The sequence below is a fragment of the Vibrio sp. L85 genome, from assembly GCF_963871815.1.
GTDB classification, from domain to species: Bacteria; Pseudomonadota; Gammaproteobacteria; order Enterobacterales; family Vibrionaceae; genus Vibrio; species Vibrio harveyi.
On record NZ_CAWMYL010000005.1, the window covers coordinates 127,535 to 144,063 of the forward strand.

Below are 16,529 nucleotides of genomic sequence, written 5' to 3' on the forward strand. Positions count from 1 at the left end.
GGATGAAGTGAAATGATATTTATTAGTTTAAGTATGAGATTTTTAGATAATGAAATTGCCACCTCTTAGAGCGGTTCACTGTTTCGAATCCGTTGCTCGTAATTTGAGCTTTTCCCTTGCAGCAGAGGAGCTCAACGTGACGCAAAGTGCGGTGAGTCATCAGATTCGCATATTAGAAGACTACCTTGGTGAAGCCCTGTTCATTCGTCAGGGGCGTAAGTTATCGCTCTCGGATACTGGCTTTCGTTATCTTGAAGATATCAGTCCTGCTATTAGTGCCATTGCGATGGCGAGCCAAAAAGTGCGTGAAGGCGAAAAGGGCAGTCTACGCTTGGCAATTTACAGCTCGCTGGCGGTGAAATGGTTAATCCCACGATTGGCGGACTTCAAGCGTCAGCATCCGGAAATTGATCTTACGCTCAACATGGTTGCAGGAGATCCAGAACAAACCGACAGCGTTGGTGACTGTTTTATCACAGTGCAGAAGCCTAAGCGTAATTACATGGCTGTGCGTTTATATGATGAGACTTTGTATCCGGTATGTAGCCTCAATATCTGGAAAGAAATTCAAGACCAACCAATGCCGAATGCACTCTGGCACTATCCGATTCTTTCGACTGATTCTATCTATCGTGAGCGCGGTAAGGATTGGTCAGAGTGGTGCAAAGCCGGTGGGTTTGAGTTGCCAAAAGATATTGATATGCAGCACTTCAGTCACATGCTGCTGGCTATCGAAGCTGCTCGCTATGACCAAGGCATTACGTTTGCCAATGACTTTATGTTGAATGAACGGGATAAGGCTCAAGACTTGGTTTATATCCCCTCTCACGGCTTAGAAACTGGGGATAGCTTTTACTTTGTACATAAGAAGAATCGTGCTCGCCAGCCTGAAATCATCAAGTTGACTAACTGGCTTAAACAGCAGTGTTTGTAAGTATTGAATTATGAAAAGTAGAAAAAAAGCGGGTAATTATTTCGTGTTTTATTGATTTTTTATTCACTAATATCGACTTGGTTTTCAAACCTAACGAAATGGATAGCATAATTTGCTTAAGGAAGGGCTGAACATAATCTACATAATTAAACAGGCAGTGAAGTAAAATGTTAAAAAAAACATGGTTAATGACCGCTCTCCTTGCAACATGTTCTGTTGCAAACGCAGCTTCATACATTGGTGCATCAGTAGGTCAAGCATCATTTGGTGATGTTCATGGATCAATCAGTGAGGGAGGACAGAATGCCAGCATGAAGCTTAAACCGGAAGATGATAGTAGTCTTTCGGGTAAGGTATTTGGCGGATACAAGTTCAACGAATACATCTCTCTGGAAGGGGCTATTGGTGGTTATGACGCATTAGACGGTAAGGTTGTGACAGTTGGTGATATGAAGTTTTTATCTATCCAACCAAAAGCGACATTACCAATTGGAGATCGTTTCAACCTTTTTGCTAAAGCGGGCCTTTCTTATTTTAACGCAGAGCTTAAAGTAAGTAATTCTGTTATTAATGGTAGCTCAGGGTACACTACCTTATCTGATAGTACTGTCACTGGTATGTATGGCTTAGGGGCTGAGTTTGCGATTACGAAAAATTTCGCATTACAGGTTGAATGGGAGTACATGAGACCAGAGCTTGAAATTGCAAAAGCTGGAAACGATAAAGCCACCGTTGAGGCCGACATTAGTGTTTTCTCTGTAGGTATGAACTACCGTTTTTAATAGTGCTTATTGTTATCGCCATTAGCGTAATGGTTAGTAATTCTAATTTTAGAAATGCATTAGCTTAGACCTAGCGTAGGAAGTTTTCTGGTTAAACTTCCTACGCTATTTTTATTTATTTTGAATAACGTTTCGGGAAGCCTTGTGGTCGATGTAAATCTTAGATATTTAGAGCTGCTTTTAAAACACTTTGAGCCATATCAACAGTATCGAGTTACGTTGGCTGAGTTGGAAGTTGTGATTTTTACCTCCAGACGCAATGTTTCAATTGTGATGAAAAAACTTGCAATGTACGGTTGGGTTGAGTGGCAGCCTGCGATTGGAAGAGGCAATCAGAATAGCTTAAATATCATTGTTTCACTTCAACAAGCAATCACCGAATTTTTGGTTGAGGAGCTTGGTAAGGGGAAGGTGAGCTCCATAACCAAACTCATTGATTGGTTTGGTCAGACTGCAGTTAGAGCGTTAACCATAGCATCTGAAAAAGTGAACCAACTAAATGAGTCAAAGAATGCAGTTCTTATCTCTTCATACCCTTGGGTTTCAACCATCGATCCTACTCGCACATATAGACACACTGAATTGCACATCGTTAAGAGTGTTTATGATGTTTTGTTGACGCAAGACTCCGACGGTGTTGTTGAGCCTTCCTTAGCACATGCCTGGAAAATGGAAGGCACGGTGATGACGCTATGGCTGAGACCTGGTATCTATCGTCATGACGGTGAGCTTCTTAATATCCAAGATGTCGTTTGGAGCTTGAATAGGCTTAAGGAAGCCGATGGACCAGTTAAAGAACTTTGGCAATGCATTGACCGCGTGGTCGCGGAGACATCAAGTTGTTTAAAAATACACCTAAAATATCCAAACAAGCTATTTCCTTACATGCTTACCACCCCTCATGCTTCCATATTGTGTCGAGATGTTTCTTTTTTCGAGTCTGGTAAAAGTTATCACATTGGTACAGGAAGGTTTAATATCAGTGCTTGGAATAAGCAAAGTATCACTCTCCAAGTTCATAAAGAATATTTCTCAGTTCGAGCACTTTTGGATCAAATTACATTATCTCATGGTGATTCTAATACATGGAATATGTTGAGTTTTAACCAAACCTCTGATCTTGTTGAAGTTGAGAAGATCAATGCATTTTCATATTTAACTTACCGTAAGCGAGCTGATTCTAAACTCACGCAAAAAGATTGGCATCAACTCGCTGATTATATTGGCATGCAAAAGCGAATTTATGATCCTGATAGCTCTGTTGGTAGCATTTGCTTAGATGTTGAAGAGCATGAACCGATATCAAGCTCTGTAATTACACCGCCGTTGCTACAAGGAAAAGTAGTGCTTGCTGAACCGGTGTGGACAATACCCAGCTTGATTCAACATTCTAGATGGCTACACAAGGTTATTCAAACGACAGGCTTAGAGTTGGAGGTTATTGTTATCGATGATATTAGCTTTCCGGAATCAGTTTCTCACCGAGCTGATTTGCTGCTTATTGAAGAAGTTATAGAAGCGCCGTTTGAATATGGTGTATTTGAGTGGCTTTTGATAGCAACAGGTCTACGTTTTAGTTTTGATGAAAGTCAAATGTGTAGTTTGAGGAGTAAAGTTAATGAGGCTATAGCCAGTGAACAAGTTTTACAATCTCTACTAAACGTAGAAAAAGAGTTGCGCGAGCAATATGTTTGTTTGCCTCTATTTGTTGGCTACGAAGAAGTGACGAAAACGCAACAAGTGCACGGTGTGCAAGTAAAAAATACTGGTTATAGCGACTTACACAGGCTTTGGATTACTCATAGTAGCTAGCTGATAATATTAATAGTTGTTCTGAAATTAGCGAGTCATAGTGTCAATATTCTGCTGATTTAACGTGGCGTGCGTTAACAATTTCAGTCATCAATGGTAGCTTTAAAAAACAAAATCCGAGCGGGGGATGCTCGGATTTGGTCTTTATCAGGACTAGATTAAATGGTTATACCGTATTAAGGCATCTTGCTCAGGTTGTAAAATGAAGCCAGTTCGCCAGTCGCTTTTTCGCCGTTCATATCCAACTTCATTAGCATGTTTTCACCAACGAAGTACTGGTTTGGACCAGACTCATCAACCAATGTAATGGTGTTGCCTGATTCATTCCAAGTGAACTTACCTTCTGATTTGATTGGGTCGCCTTCTTTGCCTTCATACAGCTCTACTAATGTATAAGTGCCGTCTTCGTTAAGGGTTAACGTTGTATCGATACCCGCGCAATCTGCACAAGGAAGTTTGCCTTTGTAAATGCCGTTCCAATCCAACGAATTTTGCGCATTGTGACCAGAATCTACAAAGGTATCTGTCGTGATCATTTGCTCTTCTTCAATCGGTGTTGCATCAACGGTGCTTTCAACTTCTGAGGCCTGAGGAATGTCAACCGCAGTTGTCTCTGCTGGTTTCTCATCCTGACAGCCTGCTAGAATAACGACCGCACCAGTGAGTGCTAATAGTGTCTTTTTCATTTTATTCCTCTCTAAATCAACAAGTTGATATACCAAAGTAATCTCGTTGCATGTATGCTAAGGTCACTTAGGTATACCGTGATAATAATAGACTTGTTTCCTAAACCTGCGTCAGAACAAAGCAAACCATTGAACGACCTCTGTAAGAAAAAATCTTTAACGTCAGTGATTTGCAAATAAAAGGGATAGGAGAAGAAAATGGAAGAATTGGTTACAGTCGTTCTTCGAGCAATTGTTCGTTCTATTATTATCGAAATTTTCCTGTGGAGATTGAGTTATTGCACCGGTTATATCGGGCTGTCGATTATCACTTTAGGCAAGCGTCCGCACAAACCAATGTCGAAAGCGATGCGAATACGCATCAGCTATTTTGGTATTTTTCTGTTGGTTGTGTTCCTTGTGTTTATGTTTTGACTTTCGTAGCGCAATTTTTAAACCGCCACCAGATAAAAAAGGCTCATCAGATGATGAGCCTTTTGCGTATTAGGATGCTTTATCCATTGCGGGTGGTGTTTTGACCTCCTTTGACGGAGACTCCTCTTCGGTATTATCAGTAAAGATTTCAGCCACGGCGCTACGTTCTAGTTCACCTTGCAGATTACCTTCGTCATCCACAACCGGCAGTGAGTAGTCACAAGACATGGTGTCTGGAAGTACTTCTTCAATTACGGAATCAGGAGAGACAACAGGCACTTCTTCGTAGATCTCTTCTGCCAGCTCTTGTGCTGCATCGGTTTTCGCAGCATCTAGCAAGCTCTCTTTGGTAACCACTCCTTGATAGCCATCATCGGTCACGTGGTACGCGTAGTCTTGTTTCACGCGTTTCATCTCAACAAGGGCTTCTTCAATGGTTGTTGCTGCAATGCGATACGCTGGTGGCTGCATCACGGTTTCAACCGTCAGAGCGCGTGCTCGGTTTACGTCCTTCACGAAGGCCTCTACATATTCATCGGCAGGGTGTAGCAGAATCTCGTCTGGAGAACCTTGTTGTACTAACTCGCCATCTTTCAAAATAGCGATACGGTCACCCAAGCGAAGCGCTTCATCCAAATCGTGAGTGATAAAGATAATGGTCTTATGTAGCTTCTCTTGCAGTTCAATCAGCTGATCTTGCATTTCGCTACGGATCAGAGGATCGAGTGCCGAGAACGCTTCATCCATCAATAGGATCTCGGCGTCAGTCGCCAGTGCACGAGCCAAGCCTACACGTTGTTGCTGACCACCAGAAAGCTGCGCAGGGTATTGGTTCTCGTAACCTTTCAGACCAACTGTCTCCAACCATTCATTGGCTTTCGCAAGACGCGCTTCTTTTTTGATGCCTTGGATTTCCAAGCCGTAAGCTACGTTGTCAACCACAGTACGATGGGGCAAAAGACCGAAGCGTTGAAATACCATCGACATTTTATGGCGGCGAAACTCTTCTAGCTCTTTTGGTGACAGCTGCATTACGTCGACGCCTTCAACTAAGATTTGCCCCATGGTTGGGTCAATTAAACGGTTGAAGTGGCGAATCATGGTCGACTTACCAGAGCCAGATAGCCCCATAATAACGAAGATTTCGCCTTTGTTAATTTGCAGATTGATGTCTTTTAAACCAACGGTATGACCCGTATCAGCCAGAATTTGGTCTTTGCTCTGGCCTTGTTTTACTCGCTCAATCACTGTTTTTGGCTTTGGTCCGAAGATCTTATACAGCCCGCTAATTTCAATAAGTGGCTTAGTCATGTTTCAGATCTCCTAAGTGTGCTTGGGTTCGCTTCGCGTAAGCTTGCGACGCTCGGTCAAACAAAATCGCCAGTGCCACAATTGCTAGGCCGTTAAGCAGACCAAGGGTGAAATACTGGTTGGTGATTGATTTTAATACTGGCTGACCTAAGCCTTTAACGCCAATCATAGAAGCGATAACAACCATAGAAAGTGCCATCATGATGGTTTGGTTGATACCAGCCATAATGGTTGGCATTGCCAAAGGTAATTGTACGCCGATTAAGCGTTGCTTGTTACTTGCACCAAAGGCGGTGGCGGCTTCAAGAACTTCCTTATCTACGAGTCGAATGCCTAAGTTGGTTAAACGAATGACTGGTGGAATCGCGTAGATCACAACAGCAATCAAACCTGGGATCTTACCGATACCAAGGAGCATAACGACCGGAATCAGATAGACGAACGCGGGCATGGTTTGCATCACGTCGAGCAGTGGTGTCACGACGGATTGCACGCGATTGGAGCGTGCCATGGCAATACCGATAGGAATGCCGAGCGCAATGGCGAGCATGGTACACACCGTGATGATGCTGAGCGTCCGCATCGTGTCTTCCCACATGCCAAAGTACCCAATCAGGATTAATGACACGAAACACGCGACAGCCAGTTTCCACGATCGGCTTGCGGCATAAACCAACGCGGTACATACACCAAGGATGATCATCCATGGTGTAGAAATGAGGAGTTTTTCGAACCAAACGAGAAATGAGAGAAGAGGATCGAAGAATGATTCAATAAGGTCGCCGTATTCGCGAGAGAAATCGCGGTAGGCACCATCTAGGGTTTTGCGGATAGCTCTGAGATCTGAGCGATCCATTTCTGGGAATTCGCTAAGCCAATTCGAGTCAGACATGTTTACTTCCTTTTCTTGCCGAGACCCAAGTGAGCCTCGGCATACAACAATTTTGGTATTCCTATACCATTTACGAAACGTCTAAGTCTTACAGTGCACCTTGCACTTTTTTAGCTACGTCTTGAGGAACCCATGCGGTCCAGATCTGTGGGTAGTTTTCTAGGAAATGGAACATGGTTTCTTCACCGTCCGCTTGGTTGTCTTCCATCCAAGCCAGCAATTGGTTCATGTCTGCATTGGTGAAACCACGTTTAGTGAAGTAGTTGTATGCAGCCGGAGAGCGTGAAGCAAACTCTTCAGTCGTAATGGTGTGAACCGGTGAAGGTGGGTACATGGTTGGTTTTGGATTTTCGCAATCAGCTTGTGTCGTACAGCTGACAAATTCTTTCTCATCAACGCCGCTACCGAAATCCACTTTCACCATATCGTACTTACCGAGAACTGCAGTTGGTGCCCAGTAGTAACCAAACCAGGCTTCTTCACGTTCGTAGGCTTTTGCTATTGAACCAGACAGACCTGCACTTGACCCTGGGTCGATAATATCAAAGCCTGATCCGGCAAGGTCCATCGCTTTGAAAAGGTTACCGGCGCTGATTTGACAGTTCCAACCAGCTGGGCAGCTGTAAAATGCCGATTTTGCTTTGTCTTCTGGATGAGAGAACAGCTTCGCGTGTTTTTTCACACCTTCGATGGTTTTCATTTCAGGGTATTGTTTAACAAGGTAGGCAGGGATCCAGAAACCTTCTTCACCGCCATCGACGAGTGCTTTACCAGCATAGCGTAGGCGCTTTTCTTCAACACCTTTATCTAGTGCATCTTTAAGGCTGTTACTCCAAAGCTCTGGTGCCACATCGGGCTGTCCTTTTTCGATCATTGAGGTGCCAGTTGGCATGGTGTCGCCAGGGATGAGTTCGGCATCACAGCCGTAGCCGTGCTCAAGAATAAAACGGTCCACGTTGGCAATCAGTGTTGCAGAGTTCCAGTTCATATCTGCAATGGTAACCGTTCCACACTCACTTGCGTTTGCGTTGGTCGCTGCTAGCGCACCAATCGCTAGTAGTAAGGGAGTTTTGTACGTCATATTGAGTTTCCTTTCTCTAAATTGCTCACTTAGGGTAACTAATTAATCATTAGTGTTCAAACTAATGTGTTAGGTGAATTATAGCTTTGTTTGTTAATGAGCGTGAAAGTGTTGGTGAATTTTTGATGAAAATAGCCACAGAAATGAAAGGTTTTTTATCGACTCATGTCAATGAATCGTATGGTGGTTTGTATGTGCTGTTGCATTATTATTAGATGTCTAACGAATATTTCGCTATGAATACGATTTTTGCAAACTAAGATATTGGTATATGCTAAAAACTATAATTGGCATATGCCATAAACGAGCGTAAGGTTAAGGCGTTTTGTAGAGAGGATGTGATGGCGAGACCAAAAATAGAAAGACGCATATGTGGACGTGCAGCACACCATTGTTTTAAGCCCAATGGCGTACCGTTTTATGAGCTGGAGAAAGTCAACATATTGCCAGAAGAACTAGAGGCATTGCGATTAGCCGATCTGGAAGGATTGAGCCAGCAGCAAGCTGCCGACCAAATGGGAGTCTCTCGCCAGACCTTTGGTAATACGGTTAAAAGCGCGCGTTTTAAAGTCGCGAAAAGCCTAGTTGAGGGTCATGCACTTGTTTTTCCTGACCAGGAGTCAAACTCATGATTTACGCTATTCCGAATGACGGCGAACGCGTCGCCAATCATTTTGTTAAAGCCCCATACATTGCGATTTATTCCGACACGGAAGGGCTGTTGAAAAACCTAGCTAATATTGCTTCTATGCCACAAGCTGGCTGTAAAGCAAAATCTCAACTTATTCAATCTTTGCAAGAATATCATGTGGATGCAGTGTTGGTTCGCAACATTGGGGAACGTGTGCTTGGTAAGCTTTTGAGCAGTGGTAAACAAGTCTTTAAGCTATCGACTCGCAGCTCACTGGATGATGTAATGGGTGTGCCTCGATCGCCATTAACGGTTGCGACGCAAGGTCGCCCTTCGACCAATCACGTCAAAAAAGGTGGTTGCGGTGGCTGTGGTAGCAAAAAAGCGCCTTCGCTATTGATCAATCCTCAATCTCAATCAAAAAACACACTCATGACGTTGCGCCCAACTAAACTTAAAGCATTGGTTTCTTCTTACGTGAAAGAGGTGAAGTAATGGTTTGGTTGTTCACTTTTCTTGGGTTCTTAGCCATCATTTTGTTGATGTCACTGGGCGTGATCTTTCACAATAAACGTATTCAAGGCAGTTGCGGTGGCTTGAATAACGTCGGCGTTGACAAAGTGTGTAACTGTGAGACTACTTGCGCAGAGAATGAACGCCGCCTCTATCAGATCCAAGAGCCAAGTTCGAAAGGTCAATAGATCCTAATATTGTCTAGAAGATCAAATTTTTAATGATGAGTTTTTGCGCATTTTTTGTTCAGTTCTACGTTTAAGATTCGTCTTAATAAAGGAGAACCAAAATGGCATTTATGAAGCAGGATATCCCAAACCGTGTAACGGTGTACCATGACAATGTCGATCAGGAACAAGAACTCAAGAACGCGATGTTGCCAGAAAAGCCGCGCTATTTTAACGGTTCTCCTACCTATAAAGCCGACAGTGTTGAACAGTTCCAATCCAAGCTTGAACATATTGGTATGTCGTTAGACAAATAGACCTCAACTGAATACAACAACGCCCTCAAGTTTCGAGGGCGTTTTTTGTTGGTGAGGTTAAACGTATTAAGCCTTAGCTTTGCTGCGTCGCTTCGTTGCAGACCTGTTTTTGCACAGCTGGTGGCGCTGGTTCGTAGTGGCTGAGTGTCATGTTAAAGCTACCTTCACCGCCAGTAATTGAGCGCAGACGACGAGCATAATCTTGCAGTTCGTTGACTGGAGACTTGGCTCTTAACATTGTGAAGTTTGCGTCGATAGGCTCTGTTCCTTCAATTAGCCCGCGATTACCGGATAAGTCGCCGGATACATCACCCACGTTTGCGGTTGGAATATGAAGCTCCATTTGTACAATCGGTTCGAGCACTATCGGGTCTGCATTGTTGATCGCATCTAAGAAGGCTTTCTTACCTGCGATGACAAACGCGATTTCTTTCGAGTCAACCGAGTGGTATTTACCATCGTAAACGGTCACTTCGACATCTTTGATTGGGTTGCCAGAAATCGCCCCTTCTTCCAATGCCTGAACAATGCCTTTTTCCACTGCAGGGATGAGTGCAGTAGGAATCGCGCCGCCAACCACTTTATTAATGAACTTGAAGCCCGCACCGCGTTCGAGTGGGCGTACTTTTAATTGCACCTCACCAAATTGACCCGCGCCGCCGCTTTGTTTCTTATGACGATAGTGGCCTTCTGCTGGTTTGGTTATGGTCTCAAAGTATTCGACGCTTGGCTGGCTGGTTTCCACTTCCAGTTTGTAGACTGCAGACATTTTCTCAAGCGCTACTTTGAGGTGGAATTCACCCTGACCGCTGATGATGGTTTCATTGGTGCGTGCACGATGTTCGATTCGAAGAGAAGGATCTTCGCTGGCGATTTTATTCAGCACATCCCCAAGCTTTTGCTCGTCGCCACGCTTAACGGGCTTGAGGCACAGTGAGTACATCGAATCTGGGAAGTTGAGGGTTTTGAGTTGTACGCCATCTTCTTCATGAGAGTCATGAACAATGGAATCAAATTCCAACTCATCCACTTTGGCGAGCACACAGAAATCGCCGGCAAGCGCCCTTGGGATCTCCGTTCTGTCTTTGCCTTGCAACTGGTAAAGATGACCAACTTTGAACGCTTTGTTGCTTTCACCAATGTAGAGTTGGCTGCCTGCGTTGATTTCACCTTGGTAAACACGCAAATAGGCGAGTTTACCCATGTAAGGATCGACGCTGATCTTGTACACATGCGCCACGCTGTGCTCAAGTGCTTCACAGTTTACTTTGACCTTCTTGCCGTTTTTCTCCAACAGCGGTGGGTTGCCTTCATTTGGCATCGGCATGATTTCCGCAAGAGTTCTCAGCAGCAGTTCTACCCCCGCGCCTGTTTCGGACGACACAAAGCAGATTGGAATTACGTGTCCGGTTCTCAATGCTTCTTCAAACGGATCATGCAGCTGTTCTGCTGCCAGTTCTGAGCCTTGTTCGAGATACAGTTCCATCAGCTCTTCATCGACTTCAATCACTTGGTCTATCAAGGTTTCATGCGCTTCTTCGACTTTAGCGAGCAAAGTGTCGCGTTCGATCTCTGGTTCGAAATAGCAATCCACCACCGATTGAGCATCGGCTGAAGGTAAGTTGATTGGTAAGCAATTATCACCAAAGTGCTCGATGATATTTTCCATCACGGCTTCAAGTTGGTTGCCGTGATTGTCGAGCTTGTTGATGATGATCATCTGGCACTTTTGCTGCTCTTTAGCAAAGGCGAACAAGCGGTCAGAAGTTTGGTTGATAGGCATTTGTGGGTCGATGATCAACGCGGAAGTTTCAACGGCAGGGAACACGCTGAGTGTGCGTCCGAGTAATTCACTTTGTCCGGGGGTGTCGATGATATTGAGGCGGTGTTTGTTCCAACTTAGTGCGACTGGTGTGGCTTCGATACTGTGTTGATATTGGATGGATTGTTGGTCGAAATCGGTCACCGTATCGCCTTTTTCCACACTCCCTAAATGGCTAGTGGCTTGGCAGGTGTAGAGCAGTTTTTCTATCAGTGTGGTTTTGCCGGTACCCGTTTGACCGACAAAGGCGACGTTGCGGATCTTATTGATAGGCATAGAGCCTCCTTGCAAATGACGTGCGAAACCGAGTGAGCCGTTATCGGCAAATCAACGGTTCCAAAGCAAACCTGATATCAGGTACGAACTGCATTGGAGTAGGGCGGGTTTACCGCCTGTTCGTCTTCCATGTCATTTTTCGGATGACTCTATACATACAACCACCACCTTGCTGAAAAAGCGCATTAGAGGTTACTACCGTGTTAGCATGCCGTAATAACCTCGTAATTTATGTGACTTATTTCATGCTGATGGTGATTGTTTTTTAATCTAGGTCATGAAATCGGTGATGGAGTTATCATCGCTTCTTTACAGAACGATTTCACCTTCTCGATATACCAAAGCGGGCTCAATATCCTGACCCAGTAAAATCGGACCATCTAAATCAACCACTTTCGATTGGACCGCGATGGGTAGCGCTGCACGCATCGCCAATGAAGTGCCTAACATGCAACCGGACATCAAGGTAAAACCAAGGTGTTTCGCTTCTTCTGCAAGCAATAAGGCTTCGGTAAGACCACCCGTCTTGTCGAGTTTGATGTTGACCATTTCGTATTTGCCTACCAATTCATGCAATTGTTGGCGTGTATGGCAACTTTCATCGGCACAAAGTGGAATTGGGTGCGAAATGTCTTTTAGCTTGTCATCGTCATTCGAGGGTAAAGGCTGCTCAATCATCGCAATATTCAGTGGCGCTAGCGCGGCAAAGGTGGCGTCTAAGTCCAGTTCTTGCCATGCTTCGTTCGCATCCAGCACGATCATCGCATCGCCTGCCGCTTCACGAACAGCGCGAACGCGTTCAATCACTTGTTCGCCATCGAGCTTCACTTTAAGTAGTTTTGCGCCTTGTTCGATGTAACTACGGGTCTGGTTTGCCATTGCCTCTGGCGTGTTAATCGACACGGTCATCGCAGTGACAATCGATGCCGGCAATTCAAATAGATCTTGGGCATGTTGCTTGCCTGCGAGTTTGGCTTGTAAGTTCCACATCGCGCAGTCGAGCGCATTACGTGCCGCACCGGCAGGGAGAAGAGTTTGTAGTTTTTCTCTGAGGGAGACTATGTTCGCGTCACCTTTGGCAAACAAACTTTGCAGTTCATGAGCGGCTTGAGAAATGGCTTTGATTACCGATTCCACCGACTCGCCGTAACGAGGGTAAGGCGTACATTCACCTTGGGCACTGATGCCACTTTGTTCTACGGTTACGCGCACCACGTGACATTCGGTTCGGCTGCCACGGGATATACGAAAAGGCGTCGCCATCGCAATGGTGACGGGCTCTACATGGATTTTCATCGCATCTACAATCCTTAAATCGCAATAATCTGTTGAGCAATTTGCTCTACGCCAAAACGCACAGGATCGGTTACGGACACTTGGTATTTCTCCGTCCATTCTTGGCAAAGCTGTGCGGCATCATCTTCACTGATTGCAGAGGTATTCAAGCAGATTCCAACAAGTTGTGTGTCAGGGTTTGTTAAACGTGCTGCTTGTAAATTTGCCTCGATGGTTTGTTCAATCGTTGGCAATTTCGCATGGGGAAGGTTGCGAATGTGTGGGCGACCGATCTCGTGACACAATACCAAAGCGTCCGCTTGTGCGCCGTGAAGCAAGCCTAAACTTACGCCCGCAAAAGAAGGATTGAACAACGAGCCTTGTCCTTCAATGATGTCCCATTCATGGTCTGTGAACTCAGGGCTGATGGCTTCCACCGCACCAGAGATAAAGTCCGCGACAACAGCATCAATCGAAATACCACTGCCCGCGACTAAGATGCCCGTTTGACCTGTGGCTTTGAACTCAGCGTTACAACCAGATTGCTGTAAAGCTTTCTCAATCGCGAGGGCAGAGAACATCTTGCCAACCGAGCAGTCGGTGCCAACCGTTAGTAAGCGTTTCCCCGAGCGCGCTTTACCATTACCCACTTTGAGCGAGGCATCGTAATGGCGTACATCGTGTAACTTGGTTAAGCCACGTTGTTGTAAGTCATCTAAAGGAGCGAATTCAGAAAGACGTTGGTGCATACCTGAGGCTATTTCAAACCCCATTTCCGCCGCTTCTAGTAACGTCGCTTGCCATGATTCAGGAATAACACCACCAGGGTTTGCTGTGCCGATGACGAGCGTTTTTGCGCCTTGCTGCTGAGCCTGTTGCAGCGTCATATCGGTTAAACCTAATGAAACGGTTTCTGACGTAAGACGAAGCTGCCCTAAGCAAATCTCTGGGCGCCATTGATGGATACCGCGCGCAGTTTTTGCGGCTAATGGATCGGTGACGTCACCAAGAAAAAGTAAGTAAGGTTGAGCAATTTGCATGATGGTTCCCTCTGTCATTCTGTATGTTTTTAAACAGTACGTTTTCAAACAAGACGTTTTTAACCAATACGTTCAAGTAATGGCGTTTTCAAACAATGTAGCCAGTTTGAAGAGGGAAGCCGAATGCCTATTTGTTGTGCGTCTATAACTTGAGGTTATAGGGTAAGGTGAGTACTAACTTACTGATTCACATGTCGCTTAAGTGAATCAATAAAAAGCTTGGTCGAAATGGATTGCGGTGTATGTTCCGCAAACATGATAGAGATTGAAAATGACAGCGCAGGAGAAAGTGAGCACACGCTTACCGATTCATCATCTTGATACTGTTTTGATGTCCATGGGTCGACAATCGCAAAGCCGGCATGGTGTTTGACCAGTTCAGCAGCAGCGGCGTAACTGCGTACTGAGATAGCGTGGTGATAATGTTCGTCGCGTGCCGAGAGTGTTTGATGAAGCAACAAACCGAGTGGGTCTCGACTGTCCAAGCCGATGATTGGCAATTCGTGCTGAATCAAATCATCAAACGATACCGAGTCCTCAGTTGAACTGAGCGCTTCTTTTGGCGCAATCAGAACAAGTTGTTGCTTGAGTAACACCTCACTCAAAATTGCGGGTGGCGCTTCTTCACCGAAGGCAATCGCCACATCCAATTCGTGCTTAAGTAAGCCTGAACACAGCTCATCACGGTTTGCCGTTAATAGTTCAAATGAGATGCCTTGTTGCTTCGACAGTGCAGCAACCGTTGGAGCAAGCAGTTGGGAAGCTAAGACAGGAGGTGCTCCGACTCTCAAGTGCTGAGTGCCTTGTTTCACTTTACTGGTGAGGGAACGAAATTGCCCAAGCTGTTGGTAGACTTTCTCGGCTTCTGGTAATAGGGCTTTGGCTTCTTGGGTCGGTACTAAGCGGCCTTTGACGCGCTCAAACAGGGCAAAGCTAAGTTGTTGTTCCGTGTGGGCAAGTACCCGAGTGACATTGGGTTGCGATACATGCAATAAGCGCGCGGCACCAGAAACGGTTCCGGTTTGCATGATGGCGTAAAAGACTTCCAATTGTCTTAAATTCACTGCGCTGTCCTGTTCATTCGTTTGAGCTTGAAGCTAGCTTATCCAATTCCTACGCTTTTTAACAATAGTTGCTCGAACTTGTCCTATAGATAAAAAGAAAGCCCCAGCATAACGTCCGGGGCTTGGTCCTTATTCGATAAGCCATCGTTAGATGACGGCAGTCTGCATCGCTAGTAGCCTTGCTCTTCTTGAGCTTGTGCTTTCGCCATTTGAATTGGATCGAGTTTGAGCGTTTGAGTTGGGAATGCGATGTCCGCTTCGTGTTCTTTAATGATCGCCATTACTTGCAGTAACACATCTTGCTTCACTTCATGGTAACGCACCCAGTTCACCGTTTTAGTGAAGGTGTAAATGAAGAAGTTTAGTGAGGAAGCTCCAAACGAATCAAAGTTCACAATCAGAGTTTGGCGCGTATCAATATCTTTGTGGTTTTGTAGCATTTCACGTACTGCATCGATGATGACGGGTACTTTTTCTGCATCATCATAACGTAATCCTATCGTTTCAAAGATGCGTCGGTTTAGCATTCGCGATGGGTTTTCTACGACGATATTGCTGAACACTGAGTTTGGTACATAGAGCGGTCTTTTATCGAAAGTACGGATACTGGTCATGCGCCATCCAATACGTTCAACAGTGCCTTCGATTTTACGATCTGGCGAGCGAATCCAATCGCCAACTTTAAATGGGCGATCGAAGTAAATCATTAAGCCGCCAAAGAAGTTGGACAGTAAGTCTTTTGCTGCTAAACCGACAATCAAACCACCGACGCCACCAAAGGTTAGCAAACCAGAAAGGCTAAGCCCGAATGCTTGCATGACGGTAAGCACACCAATCACGATGAAGAACAGGCGTGCGACTTTGGCGATCGCTTGCACCGTGGTTTCATCACGAGTTTTCTGTTCCAGCACATAGTCCTCAACATTAGTGATAAGACGCATCACTATCCAAACTAATATGCTGATCACTAGGATGAGTTTGAGTGTGCTAAGCCAGTTGAACTCGTTGCCTAACTCACTTTGCAAAACAATGCCGATTGATACCGTAGCGGGCCAACACCAAATGAGTGTGCTGACGGGGGTTTTTAACGCTTCTAATAAAAGGTCATCCCAATGGAAGGGGGTTTTCTCTACAAGAATCGCGAGGCGCGAATGCAAGACACGCCAAGCAATCCAAGCAAAGAAGCTGGCTATCGTGATAAATAAAACGCTGCTGCTCCAATCTTGGTGGTTAGCCATGACGTAAGTTTGAAGTTCTGTAAACCACTGTGGCATAAGTAAAGTTTCTTTTTATAGAACAATGGGGGAAAGGTAGCAGAATTTACCAATTCGCCCTAGAAAAATGATGAGGCGGAACGAAAGTGACAAAGTCTCGTTGTGTTGTAACAGGGATGTTTTGCTGTTTACATTGCCATTAATGACTTTTATATTAATTCAAGATGATGATAGGTATGACGAAATGTAAAGTATGAGTAAATCAACCTATGAGATGTGATAGAACTCGTAGATTGAA

At 44.9% G+C, this 16,529-nt stretch carries 17 protein-coding genes; 8 read left to right on the forward strand and 9 right to left on the reverse strand.

What is annotated here, in order from left to right; all coding sequences use genetic code 11:
* Positions 1-49: 49 nt before the first annotated feature.
* The 3 genes from AACR11_RS00770 to AACR11_RS00780 all read left to right on the forward strand — a co-directional run bounded on the left by AACR11_RS00770 (position 50) and on the right by AACR11_RS00780 (position 3,528).
* On the forward strand, positions 50-934 hold the full coding sequence (locus AACR11_RS00770) for a LysR substrate-binding domain-containing protein (protein ID WP_005452955.1): 885 nt from the start codon (positions 50-52) through the stop codon (positions 932-934).
* A 167-nt stretch (positions 935-1,101) separates the two neighbouring features.
* A complete protein-coding gene (locus AACR11_RS00775) occupies positions 1,102-1,716 on the forward strand; it encodes an outer membrane beta-barrel protein (RefSeq protein ID WP_029788251.1) in 615 nt (204 codons plus the stop codon).
* A gap of 144 nt (positions 1,717-1,860) precedes the next feature.
* Complete coding sequence (locus AACR11_RS00780; protein ID WP_029788250.1) at positions 1,861-3,528, forward strand: ABC transporter substrate-binding protein; 1,668 nt, start codon at positions 1,861-1,863, stop codon at positions 3,526-3,528.
* Between the two features lie 176 nt (positions 3,529-3,704).
* On the opposite strand, the gene AACR11_RS00785 is transcribed toward AACR11_RS00780, so the two are convergent.
* Entirely contained in the window at positions 3,705-4,214 is a 510-nt protein-coding gene (locus tag AACR11_RS00785) for a copper resistance protein NlpE (RefSeq protein ID WP_029788249.1), read from the reverse strand.
* A 198-nt stretch (positions 4,215-4,412) separates the two neighbouring features.
* Between AACR11_RS00785 and AACR11_RS00790 the strand changes: the two genes are divergently transcribed.
* On the forward strand, positions 4,413-4,628 hold the full coding sequence (locus AACR11_RS00790) for a hypothetical protein (RefSeq protein ID WP_005452947.1): 216 nt from the start codon (positions 4,413-4,415) through the stop codon (positions 4,626-4,628).
* A 69-nt stretch (positions 4,629-4,697) separates the two neighbouring features.
* Here the strand turns inward: AACR11_RS00790 and AACR11_RS00795 are convergent, their stop codons facing one another.
* The 3 genes from AACR11_RS00795 to AACR11_RS00805 form a co-directional block, all read right to left on the reverse strand.
* Positions 4,698-5,939 (reverse strand): quaternary amine ABC transporter ATP-binding protein, encoded by a 1,242-nt coding sequence (locus AACR11_RS00795; RefSeq protein WP_029788248.1) that lies wholly within the window; start codon positions 5,937-5,939, stop codon positions 4,698-4,700.
* Positions 5,932-6,831, reverse strand: a complete 900-nt coding sequence (locus AACR11_RS00800) for an ABC transporter permease (RefSeq protein ID WP_029788247.1) — start codon at positions 6,829-6,831, stop codon at positions 5,932-5,934. Before AACR11_RS00800 ends, AACR11_RS00795 begins: the two co-directional genes overlap by 8 nt.
* A gap of 88 nt (positions 6,832-6,919) precedes the next feature.
* Positions 6,920-7,912, reverse strand: a complete 993-nt coding sequence (locus tag AACR11_RS00805; RefSeq protein WP_005452943.1) for an ABC transporter substrate-binding protein — start codon at positions 7,910-7,912, stop codon at positions 6,920-6,922.
* Positions 7,913-8,253: 341 nt separating this feature from the next.
* On the opposite strand from AACR11_RS00805, the gene AACR11_RS00810 reads away from it, so the two are divergent.
* The 4 genes from AACR11_RS00810 to AACR11_RS00825 all read left to right on the forward strand — a co-directional run bounded on the left by AACR11_RS00810 (position 8,254) and on the right by AACR11_RS00825 (position 9,540).
* Positions 8,254-8,544, forward strand: coding sequence for a DUF134 domain-containing protein (locus AACR11_RS00810; protein ID WP_005452940.1), 291 nt, complete (start codon positions 8,254-8,256; stop codon positions 8,542-8,544).
* A complete protein-coding gene (locus AACR11_RS00815) occupies positions 8,541-9,038 on the forward strand; it encodes a NifB/NifX family molybdenum-iron cluster-binding protein (RefSeq protein WP_029788246.1) in 498 nt (165 codons plus the stop codon). Before AACR11_RS00810 ends, AACR11_RS00815 begins: the two co-directional genes overlap by 4 nt.
* The gene (nqrM, locus tag AACR11_RS00820; protein ID WP_005452936.1) at positions 9,038-9,244 is read left to right on the forward strand and encodes a (Na+)-NQR maturation NqrM; all 207 of its coding nucleotides are present in this window, start codon (positions 9,038-9,040) and stop codon (positions 9,242-9,244) included. The genes AACR11_RS00815 and nqrM overlap by 1 nt, the downstream gene beginning before the upstream one ends.
* A gap of 101 nt (positions 9,245-9,345) precedes the next feature.
* Entirely contained in the window at positions 9,346-9,540 is a 195-nt protein-coding gene (locus tag AACR11_RS00825; RefSeq protein ID WP_009697894.1) for a hypothetical protein, read from the forward strand.
* 73 nt (positions 9,541-9,613) lie between these two features.
* Here AACR11_RS00825 and fusA read toward each other — a convergent pair whose 3' ends face one another.
* The 5 genes from fusA to AACR11_RS00850 form a co-directional block, all read right to left on the reverse strand.
* On the reverse strand, positions 9,614-11,638 hold the full coding sequence (fusA, locus tag AACR11_RS00830; protein WP_029788244.1) for an elongation factor G: 2,025 nt from the start codon (positions 11,636-11,638) through the stop codon (positions 9,614-9,616).
* A gap of 309 nt (positions 11,639-11,947) precedes the next feature.
* Positions 11,948-12,934 carry an N-acetyl-D-Glu racemase DgcA gene (gene dgcA, locus AACR11_RS00835; protein ID WP_029788243.1) on the reverse strand — a complete coding sequence of 329 codons (987 nt, stop codon included), beginning with the start codon at positions 12,932-12,934 and terminating at the stop codon, positions 11,948-11,950.
* Between the two features lie 14 nt (positions 12,935-12,948).
* Positions 12,949-13,953, reverse strand: a complete 1,005-nt coding sequence (dgcN, locus tag AACR11_RS00840) for an N-acetyltransferase DgcN (protein ID WP_009703551.1) — start codon at positions 13,951-13,953, stop codon at positions 12,949-12,951.
* A 179-nt stretch (positions 13,954-14,132) separates the two neighbouring features.
* Positions 14,133-15,017, reverse strand: coding sequence for a LysR family transcriptional regulator (locus AACR11_RS00845; RefSeq protein ID WP_029788242.1), 885 nt, complete (start codon positions 15,015-15,017; stop codon positions 14,133-14,135).
* Between the two features lie 170 nt (positions 15,018-15,187).
* The gene (locus AACR11_RS00850) at positions 15,188-16,291 is read right to left on the reverse strand and encodes a mechanosensitive ion channel family protein (RefSeq protein ID WP_029788240.1); all 1,104 of its coding nucleotides are present in this window, start codon (positions 16,289-16,291) and stop codon (positions 15,188-15,190) included.
* Positions 16,292-16,529: the final 238 nt, after the last annotated feature.

Coding starts and splice junctions, on each gene's coding strand:
- AACR11_RS00770 (WP_005452955.1), top strand. CDS start 50: ATGAAATTGCCACCTCTTAGAGCGGTTCACTGTTTCGAATCCGTTGCT.
- AACR11_RS00775 (WP_029788251.1), top strand. CDS start 1,102: ATGTTAAAAAAAACATGGTTAATGACCGCTCTCCTTGCAACATGTTCT.
- AACR11_RS00785 (WP_029788249.1), bottom strand. CDS start 4,214: ATGAAAAAGACACTATTAGCACTCACTGGTGCGGTCGTTATTCTAGCA.
- AACR11_RS00790 (WP_005452947.1), top strand. CDS start 4,413: ATGGAAGAATTGGTTACAGTCGTTCTTCGAGCAATTGTTCGTTCTATT.
- AACR11_RS00795 (WP_029788248.1), bottom strand. CDS start 5,939: ATGACTAAGCCACTTATTGAAATTAGCGGGCTGTATAAGATCTTCGGA.
- AACR11_RS00800 (WP_029788247.1), bottom strand. CDS start 6,831: ATGTCTGACTCGAATTGGCTTAGCGAATTCCCAGAAATGGATCGCTCA.
- AACR11_RS00805 (WP_005452943.1), bottom strand. CDS start 7,912: ATGACGTACAAAACTCCCTTACTACTAGCGATTGGTGCGCTAGCAGCG.
- AACR11_RS00810 (WP_005452940.1), top strand. CDS start 8,254: ATGGCGAGACCAAAAATAGAAAGACGCATATGTGGACGTGCAGCACAC.
- AACR11_RS00815 (WP_029788246.1), top strand. CDS start 8,541: ATGATTTACGCTATTCCGAATGACGGCGAACGCGTCGCCAATCATTTT.
- nqrM (WP_005452936.1), top strand. CDS start 9,038: ATGGTTTGGTTGTTCACTTTTCTTGGGTTCTTAGCCATCATTTTGTTG.
- AACR11_RS00825 (WP_009697894.1), top strand. CDS start 9,346: ATGGCATTTATGAAGCAGGATATCCCAAACCGTGTAACGGTGTACCAT.
- fusA (WP_029788244.1), bottom strand. CDS start 11,638: ATGCCTATCAATAAGATCCGCAACGTCGCCTTTGTCGGTCAAACGGGT.
- dgcA (WP_029788243.1), bottom strand. CDS start 12,934: ATGAAAATCCATGTAGAGCCCGTCACCATTGCGATGGCGACGCCTTTT.
- dgcN (WP_009703551.1), bottom strand. CDS start 13,953: ATGCAAATTGCTCAACCTTACTTACTTTTTCTTGGTGACGTCACCGAT.
- AACR11_RS00850 (WP_029788240.1), bottom strand. CDS start 16,291: ATGCCACAGTGGTTTACAGAACTTCAAACTTACGTCATGGCTAACCAC.